We start from the raw sequence: 868 nt of genomic DNA, 5'->3' as shown, positions 1-868 counted from the left end.
AGAGCCACTAGCAAGAGCAACTATCTCCCGGCCTCTTATTTCACCAATCACCATGGCAACATTCAGTTATGTCCTCGCCGTCCTGTTTCTCTCTGGCACTCTCATCGCTTCTGCAGCTGCTCTCTGCCAGCAGCAGGGCGAAGCGGTGCTAGACACCAGTGGCAACCGGGTCCGACTGGGCCCCAACTACAAAATCGAATACACCAATGCCGACGGCCGTAAAGGTGTGCTAGGACTCCTGCGCAACGATCAAAGCCAATGCGAGAAGTATGTCGGACCTACCAACCGCCGGGAGGGCCGGGAGGTGACCTTTGCTTCGGGTAGTGGCAACTTTGAGGAAAACACCATGAAGGAAGGTGACCGCTATGTGTTCAGCTCCATTGCAACGTGGAACCACCCATGCAAGCTGCCCAGCATCTGGACCACCGGCAAGACCAGCAATGACGTCAATTTCACGCCCATCATCGCAGGGCAGGATCAGGAAAGCAACAAACTGCGATTCAGTTTGTTCCAGGTGACCAAGGCCAAAGAACAAGAAGGAGACTACAAGTTGTCGGTGTGTTCTTACAAACAGAACGAAGAACAGGCCTCCTGCACCGAACTAGGTACACACGATCTAAACGGCCAGGTTGTTCTGGGCAAGAATGGGGACTCGTTCACCGTCAGGTTTGTCAAGCACGAACAACTTGCCATGAGACCTACTATCTACTAACCGTCAAACTACGACGTGAAGTCAAGGATGGGTATATGCATGCAACCTGTGTACACCCAAGCGGGTGCTAAATAAAACTTCCTTTCTAGCCATGCACATTGCGCAGACCCCATCCTGCTATGTAGCTCGTGATAAATAAATAAAGTAATGAGGCCC

The 868-nt window shown here is 52.0% G+C and carries 1 protein-coding gene; it reads left to right on the top strand.

What is annotated here, in order from left to right; genetic code table 11:
- A partial coding sequence (locus JMA46_RS16765; protein ID WP_207346484.1) for a Kunitz family serine protease inhibitor occupies positions 1-712 on the top strand: 712 nt, incomplete at its 5' end.
- Between the last annotated feature and the right edge of the window lie 156 nt (positions 713-868).

The sequence above is a fragment of the Arthrobacter sp. E3 genome (assembly GCF_017353415.1).
Classification (GTDB): Bacteria; Actinomycetota; Actinomycetes; order Actinomycetales; family Micrococcaceae; genus Specibacter.
Note: the sequence above shows the minus strand (reverse complement) of the source record. Positions and strands in the feature narration are given on the sequence as shown.